The organism is Janthinobacterium sp. BJB426, from assembly GCF_002735705.1.
In the GTDB taxonomy this organism is placed as follows: domain Bacteria; phylum Pseudomonadota; class Gammaproteobacteria; order Burkholderiales; family Burkholderiaceae_D; genus Janthinobacterium.
In genome coordinates this window covers 50939-57585 of sequence record NZ_PDZL01000028.1, presented here as the reverse complement: position 1 = coordinate 57585, position 6647 = coordinate 50939, and the positions used below count along the sequence as shown (strand labels likewise).

Sequence of the window (6647 nt, the reverse complement as noted above, 5' to 3'; positions counted from 1 at the left end):
CGCAAGGCACGCAGCGGTAGCGCTGCAAGCCGTGCGCATGGCCATGCCGGTGCAGGTGAGGCGAGCGGCAGGCGGGACAGGCCAAGCGCGGCTGCGCCACGCTTTCCAGCAACGCGACGGTCGCGTCTTGCGGTGCGTTGTCACACAGCAGGGCCATGCCTGTCTGCCGCTGGCGTCGGTTCAGGTGAGCAAACTGGGCGATAAAACGGATCCATTCGGCTGGCTGCACGATCTGCTCCCTGTGTGGTAAGTATGCAGAGTCAGACAGCAATGCCAAGGGAAAATTCCGGCAGTTCCCCTATTTATCGATGACAGAGCCTTCTTTTTTACCTCTCCATCCCTACCAGCTTGAGTTCGGCAAACAGCGGTTTGCTGCTGCCGCGGGCCGCTTGCAACATGTCATAACTGGCCGCATCGAGCACGATTTCTTCTCCCGCCCACAGCTTGCGCTGGTTTGCAGGCAGCCTCAGGCTGCGCAGGATGGCCCGCACCTGGGCCGGATCGGCCGCCAGCAAACGGATGGCGTGCGCATGGCGCTGCGTGCCCGTGAGTATCGGCAAACCGCCCTCGGGGCCATTCTGGTTCAGGCTGACATAGTCATGGCCGCCCACGCGGTGCAGGTAGGCATGCCTGCCATCAGCATCGGCAGGCTCCTGCATCTCGACAGACGCGACAGGCGCAACGGCGGTTTGTTCAAGGCTCACGCCACAGGCCGTCAACAGGGCCGTGCTCAGGGCAAAAAATAATACGGGTGCTCGGCGCATCGTGCGCTCCTTCTTGTCGGGGTCGAGGACAAAGGTGGAATACTGCAGCGATCATGGGCCACTTTAGTTGAAGTGTAAAGTTAACTTATGGAAATATTTCATTCCTCTTCGTAACTAGTTGTAGTTAGTCGATATTGCGCAAAATCCCACCGTAAAACTGCTCGCCCTGGCGCACGTGGGCGCCGAAATCGAAGCCTTGTTCGCGCATGCGGGCAAAGTCACCTGCACTGATATGCATCACATAACTGTGCTGGTTCACCACCAGCCGCGACGGCAAGGCTGCGCCCTGCACGGCTACGCCGCCATACCATTTGCCGGCCTCGTCATGCAGGGCAGGATAGACCTTGCCGCCCGCTTCCACCTGCCAGCCGCCATCGAGCAAGATCCAGATGGCGCCATCGCCGTCCTTGCTCGCGGCGATGGGCGTTCCCGCCTCGACTTCCCACTCCTGCGCATGGGCGATCATGTCACGCAACTGCGCCGTGTTCAATTGCGTGAAGAAAGGCGTCTTGCGCAGCAGGTGCAGATAGGTGACAGATGCTTGCATGGCAACTGGTGGATGCTTGGCGTTAAAGGAATAGGCGTAGCGGGCCAGCGGCAACAGCAGCGCGCCGGCGGCAAGCAGAACCAGGGACAATCGTTGAAACATGGTGGCCTCCAAGGGAAACCAGCACTGTAGGCGAGTCGGCAAGGCCGATAAAGGGGGCATTCCTGCCTGCACTGTGCCATGCAGGCCAACAATCATTGTTATTTCTGTTTGCACAGTAAAACCATATTAACCATCTTTATCCACAATCAAACAAAGATCACAATGACTGCACTGGCTCGGCATTTCGGGCCTCCCACCACGACAGGAGAAGCACCATGAACACAACACCCCATCCCGACAAAGTTGCCATCGTCACGGGCGCCTCGCGCGGCATTGGCGCCGCCATCGCCCGCCGCCTGGCACGCGATGGCATGCAGGTCGTCATCAATTACGCCAGCGGCAAGGACGCGGCGGACGAACTGGTGGCGGCCATTCTTGCCGACGGCGGTGCCGCCATCGCGGTCAAGGCCAACGTGGCCGATGCGGACGACGTGCAAGCCCTGTTCGATGCGGCCGAAGCGGCCTTCGGCGGTGTCGACGTGCTGGTCAACAACGCCGGCATCATGCCGCCCGTGCTGCCCGCCCTGGCCGACACGGACAATGCCACCTTCGACAGCCTGTTCGCCATCAATGTCAAGGGCAGCTTCAACACCATGCGCCAGGCGGCGACGCGTTTGCGGCACGGCGGCAGCGTGGTCAATTTCTCCAGTAGCGTGATCGGCCTGGCCCTGCCCGGCTACTCCGTCTACGGCGCCACCAAGGCAGCCATCGAGGCGATGACGAATATCTTCGCCAAGGAATTGCGCGGCAAGAACATCACCGTCAATGCCGTCGCCCCCGGCCCCACGGCCACCGCCCTGTTCTTGAACGGCAAGACGGAGGAAATGATAGAACGCATGAGCAAGATGGCACCCCTGCAACGCCTGGGCACGCCGGACGACATCGCCGCCGCCGTGGCCTTCCTGGCTGGCCCGGATGGCCGCTGGGTCAATGGACAGACATTGCGCGCCAATGGCGGCCTGGTATAACACCTGGCTAAACCTGCTGCGCGTCGGTTTTGCCAGGTGTCGTGAATATTCAATCAAATCCTTTACGAGCCATATCATGAAACAAGTCATTTTGATTACCGGCGCCTCGACCGGCATCGGCGCCCTCTCCGCCCGTGCCCTGGCCGCCGCCGGCCACACGGTCTACGCCAGCATGCGCGACACACAGGGCCGCAATGCGCCACGCGTGCAAGAGTTGCGCGATTTCGCCACGGCCCACGGCACCGACCTGCGCGCACTGGAACTGGATGTGCTGTCGCAAATATCGGCCGATGCGGCCATCGCCACCATCCTGGCCGAACAGGGCCGGCTCGACGTCATCATTCACAATGCGGGCGGTCTCGTCACTGGTCCCATGGAAGCGTTTTCACCACAAGAAATCGAACACGTCTTCGACACCAACGTGATCGGCGCCCAGCGGGTCAACAAGGCCGTCCTGCCCGCCATGCGGGCGCACGGCAGCGGCTTGCTGCTGTGGGTCAGCAGTACCACCACGCGCGGCGGCTTTCCGCCGTTCATGGGGCCATACGCGGCCGCCAAGGCGGCCATGGATTCGATTGCCGTCACCATGTCGTATGAATTGACGCGCTTTGGCATCGAAACGTCCATCGTCACGCCCGGCGCCTTCACGCGCGGCACGGCGCACTTCCCGAACGCGGGCAAGCCGGCCGATCTCGCCACCAGCGCCGCGTACGCGCGCTATGACGGCTTGATGGACCAGGTGGGCGCGCGCCTGTCGGCGCTGACGCCAATCGGTGCCGACCCGCAGGCCGTGGCCGACGAAATCGTGCGCGTGGTGGGCCTGCCCGCCGGCCAGCGCCCATTTCGCACGGTGATCGATTTTATCGGCGACGGCGCGCGCGAAGTATCGGCAATCGCCGAACAGGTGCGCATCGACTTTGCACGGCGCATCGGCATCGACGATTTGCTGTCCATCCACGCCGCAGCCTGAAGCAAGGGGTGAAAAAAAAACGCTGCCAGTTCGCACTGGCAGCGTTTTTTCTTGAACCGTCTCAAGCCGTGATCAGGCGCCGGCTTTTTCCAGCTTCTCGAAAATCTTGTTCAGCTTTTCATCGAGAGTCGCGGCCGTGAACGGCTTGACGACATAACCGCTGGCGCCAGCCTGGGCGGCGGCGATGATGTTTTCTTTTTTCGCTTCGGCGGTGACCATCAGCACAGGCAGCTTGGCCAGTGCCGGATCGGCGCGGATATGCTGCAGCATCGTCAGGCCATCCATGTTTGGCATGTTCCAGTCCGACACGACGAAATCGTACGATTCCGCGCGCAGCTTGGCCAGGCCCATCACGCCGTCTTCCGCCTCATCGACGTTGGCATAACCCAGTTCCTTCAACAGATTCCGGACAATGCGGCGCATCGTCGAAAAATCGTCAACGACTAAAAATTTCATCTTTGGATCAGCCATGAATAACTCCGTTGTTTCTGTAGCGGTTTGTTAATAATATCGACATGAATGCCGACATTATGGTCGACACTACGGCAGCAAGTTGTAGGATAGCATTTTCGTTGCTTTTAGGCGAACAAACTTGCCTCAGATCATATAAAACGTGGCTTACACGCGCAAAGCACGCATGCCATGCGCGGCCAGGTGTCCCAGCACCATGCCAGGCAACGCCGTCAGAGCGCCAACCTCATGCGTGGCACCGACGGCGATCGCCTCGCGCGGCATGCCGAACACCACGCAACTGGCTTCATCCTGCGCAAAATTATACGCTCCTGCGGCCTTCATCTCCAACATGCCTTGCGCGCCATCCTTGCCCATGCCGGTCAGGATCACGCCGACGGCATTCTTACCGGCAGATTGCGCGGCCGAACGGAACAGCACATCGACGGACGGGCGGTGGCGGTTAACCGGCTCGCCCTGGTCGATCTTGGTCATGTAGTTGGCGCCGCTGCGCGTCAGGGTCAGGTGCGAATGGCCGGGCGCGATGTAGGCGTGACCGGGCAGCACCCGTTCGCCGCCCGCCGCTTCCTGCACCGATATCTTGCACAGCGAATCGAGGCGTCGCGCGAACGAACGCGTAAAGCCTTCCGGCATGTGCTGCGTGATCAGGATACCAGGGCAATCGGACGGCATCTGCATGAGGAATTCGCGGATCGCTTCCGTGCCGCCCGTCGAGGCGCCCACGATGATCAGCTTTTCGCTCGACGTCAAAGGGCTGCGCAGCGCAGGCAGCGGCGCGGCCACCTTGTCGCTGGCCGACGGCAGGGTGCGCGCGCGGATGCGTGCCTTCGAAGCGGCGCGGATCTTGTCGGCGATCATGTCCGTGTACTCGCGCATGCCGCTCTGGATGGAAATCTTCGGCTTGGTGACGAAATCGACGGCGCCTAGTTCCAGCGCGCGCATGGTGATTTCCGAACCACGCTCGGTCAGCGACGACACCATCAATACCGGCATCGGGCGCAAGCGCATCAGTTTTTCCAGGAAATCGAGGCCATCCATCTTCGGCATCTCGACGTCGAGGGTCAGCACGTCGGGGTTGGTCTGCTTGATCATCTCGCGCGCCACCAGCGGATCGGGCGCCGCGCCCACCACTTCCATGTCGGGCTGGCTGTTCACGATTTCCGTCATGACGCTGCGGATCAACGCCGAGTCATCCACGATCAAAACCTTGATCTTCATATTCTTCCTTCCAGGCCTTGCGGCCCTTATTCTTTATTAAATTAGTACACCGGACAGACCGCCGCAAGCCGCACAGCACGACGCGCAGCAGGTTTGCTCTGGTGCTTATCAGAACAGCTCGACCTCGCCACCCACCGGCGCGACTTTCAAGCGGCTGGCGTAATCGAGTTCGCGGCGCACCAGCGTATCGTTATGCGTCTGCATCAGCTTTTTCACCAGCACCTTGCCGCTGCGGGGGAAGAAATACACTTTGCGCGGGTGGATGTCGTTGAGGTCTTCCGCCACCACGCGCATCTTTTCCGCCTTCAGGTAATTGATGACGAAAGCCGCATTGCGTTCGCCCACGTTGATCGCCGTGAAGCCGCGCAGCACGGCGCCGCCGCCGAACACTTTCGCTTCCATGTTCTCGCGCCGCGCACCCGCCTTCAGCAAATCGTTGATCAGGATTTCCATGGCGTAGGTGCCATAACGCATCGACGCGGAAATCGGGCTATTCGGGTCGCTGCCGCCATCGGGCAGCATGAAGTGGTTCATGCCGCCCAGGCCCGTGACGCGGTCGCGGATGCAGGCCGAGACACAGGAGCCGAGCACGGTGACGATCAGCATGTCCTTGTTGGTAAAGTAGTACTCACCAGGCAATATCTTGGCGGCGTCACAATTGAACGTCCTGTCGTAATAGACGTTAGTGGCGAATTGCTCTTTGGATTCCAGGCTCATATTTCACTCTCATGTACGATGCGACGATGCCTTGGGCGCGGCGCCCCGAGGCTGATCGAGCTCATAGACTGTTTTACCGCGCAGCTTCAATGAATCCGACACGTACAGAAAATTCTCCGAATGGCCCGCAAACAGCAAGGCATCCGGCTTCATCAAGGGCACAAAGCGCGACAGGATCTTGCGCTGCGTCGCCTTGTCAAAATAAATCATCACGTTACGGCAAAAGATGACGTCGAACTGGCCCGTCAATGGCCAGCTGTCGGCCAGCAGGTTGAGCGGCTTGAAGGTGATCATCTGGCGCAGCTCCGGGCGCACCCGCACCTGTCCTTCGCGATCGCCCTTGCCGCGCAAGAAAAAGCGCCGCGCACGGTCGGCCGGCATCTTGTCGAGCCGGTCCAGGTTGTAGACGCCATTGGCGGCCGTGGCCAGCACGTTCGTGTCGATGTCCGTGGCAATGATGGTGACCGGCGGCGTGAGCGTATTGAACGCCTCGCACACCGTCATGGCGATCGAATACGGCTCCTCGCCGGTGGAACTGGCCGAACACCAGATGGTGATCGGCCCGCTCAATTTTTTCACATGCTCGGCCAGCAGCGGGAAATGATGCGCCTCGCGGAAGAACGACGTCAGGTTGGTCGTCAGCGCATTCGTGAACGCTTCCCACTCGTCGCCCATGCGGCCCGCTTCCAGGTCGTCCAGGTAGCGGACGAACGAGGAGATGCCGGTCGCGCGCAGGCGCCGCGCCAGGCGGCTGTAGACCATCTCCTGCTTGCTGTCGGCCAGCGCGATGCCGGCCCGCTTGTAAATCATGGCGCGGACCCTTTCGAAGTCCTTGCCGGTGAAATCAAATTCCTTGACCGAATCCGTTTTAGTTTGCGGCATTTTGTTTT

The 6647-nt window shown here is 60.7% G+C and carries 9 protein-coding genes; 2 read left to right on the top strand and 7 right to left on the bottom strand.

Annotated features, from left to right (window positions below; translation table 11 throughout):
- The 3 genes from CSQ93_RS26605 to CSQ93_RS26595 form a co-directional block, all read right to left on the bottom strand.
- On the bottom strand, positions 1–229 hold a 229-nt coding region (locus CSQ93_RS26605; RefSeq protein ID WP_199534523.1), incomplete at its 3' end, for an IS1 family transposase.
- Between the two features lie 97 nt (positions 230–326).
- Complete coding sequence (locus CSQ93_RS26600; protein ID WP_158301378.1) at positions 327–764, bottom strand: hypothetical protein; 438 nt, start codon at positions 762–764, stop codon at positions 327–329.
- Positions 765–888: 124 nt separating this feature from the next.
- On the bottom strand, positions 889–1413 hold the full coding sequence (locus CSQ93_RS26595; protein ID WP_158301377.1) for a hypothetical protein: 525 nt from the start codon (positions 1411–1413) through the stop codon (positions 889–891).
- 215 nt (positions 1414–1628) lie between these two features.
- Between CSQ93_RS26595 and CSQ93_RS26590 the strand changes: the two genes are divergently transcribed.
- Both CSQ93_RS26590 and CSQ93_RS26585 read left to right on the top strand, forming a co-directional pair.
- On the top strand, positions 1629–2381 hold the full coding sequence (locus CSQ93_RS26590; protein ID WP_099380618.1) for an SDR family oxidoreductase: 753 nt from the start codon (positions 1629–1631) through the stop codon (positions 2379–2381).
- Positions 2382–2457: 76 nt separating this feature from the next.
- Positions 2458–3351 (top strand): SDR family NAD(P)-dependent oxidoreductase, encoded by an 894-nt coding sequence (locus tag CSQ93_RS26585; RefSeq protein ID WP_099380624.1) that lies wholly within the window; start codon positions 2458–2460, stop codon positions 3349–3351.
- A gap of 72 nt (positions 3352–3423) precedes the next feature.
- Here CSQ93_RS26585 and cheY read toward each other — a convergent pair whose 3' ends face one another.
- From cheY to CSQ93_RS26565, 4 genes are all read right to left on the bottom strand, one after another.
- Positions 3424–3822 (bottom strand): chemotaxis response regulator CheY, encoded by a 399-nt coding sequence (cheY, locus tag CSQ93_RS26580; RefSeq protein WP_010396677.1) that lies wholly within the window; start codon positions 3820–3822, stop codon positions 3424–3426.
- 147 nt (positions 3823–3969) lie between these two features.
- Positions 3970–5040: a protein-glutamate methylesterase/protein-glutamine glutaminase gene (locus CSQ93_RS26575; RefSeq protein ID WP_034778028.1), complete on the bottom strand. Its 1071-nt coding sequence runs from the start codon at positions 5038–5040 to the stop codon at positions 3970–3972.
- A 108-nt stretch (positions 5041–5148) separates the two neighbouring features.
- A complete protein-coding gene (cheD, locus tag CSQ93_RS26570) occupies positions 5149–5757 on the bottom strand; it encodes a chemoreceptor glutamine deamidase CheD (RefSeq protein WP_034758343.1) in 609 nt (202 codons plus the stop codon).
- Between the two features lie 9 nt (positions 5758–5766).
- On the bottom strand, positions 5767–6639 hold the full coding sequence (locus CSQ93_RS26565) for a CheR family methyltransferase (RefSeq protein ID WP_034778025.1): 873 nt from the start codon (positions 6637–6639) through the stop codon (positions 5767–5769).
- Positions 6640–6647: the final 8 nt, after the last annotated feature.

Excerpts from the sequence above, each read along its gene's own strand:
- CSQ93_RS26600 (WP_158301378.1), bottom strand. The coding sequence starts at position 764 with ATGCGCCGAGCACCCGTATTATTTTTTGCCCTGAGCACGGCCCTGTTG.
- CSQ93_RS26595 (WP_158301377.1), bottom strand. The coding sequence starts at position 1,413 with ATGTTTCAACGATTGTCCCTGGTTCTGCTTGCCGCCGGCGCGCTGCTG.
- CSQ93_RS26590 (WP_099380618.1), top strand. The coding sequence starts at position 1,629 with ATGAACACAACACCCCATCCCGACAAAGTTGCCATCGTCACGGGCGCC.
- CSQ93_RS26585 (WP_099380624.1), top strand. The coding sequence starts at position 2,458 with ATGAAACAAGTCATTTTGATTACCGGCGCCTCGACCGGCATCGGCGCC.
- cheY (WP_010396677.1), bottom strand. The coding sequence starts at position 3,822 with ATGGCTGATCCAAAGATGAAATTTTTAGTCGTTGACGATTTTTCGACG.
- CSQ93_RS26575 (WP_034778028.1), bottom strand. The coding sequence starts at position 5,040 with ATGAAGATCAAGGTTTTGATCGTGGATGACTCGGCGTTGATCCGCAGC.
- cheD (WP_034758343.1), bottom strand. The coding sequence starts at position 5,757 with ATGAGCCTGGAATCCAAAGAGCAATTCGCCACTAACGTCTATTACGAC.
- CSQ93_RS26565 (WP_034778025.1), bottom strand. The coding sequence starts at position 6,639 with ATGCCGCAAACTAAAACGGATTCGGTCAAGGAATTTGATTTCACCGGC.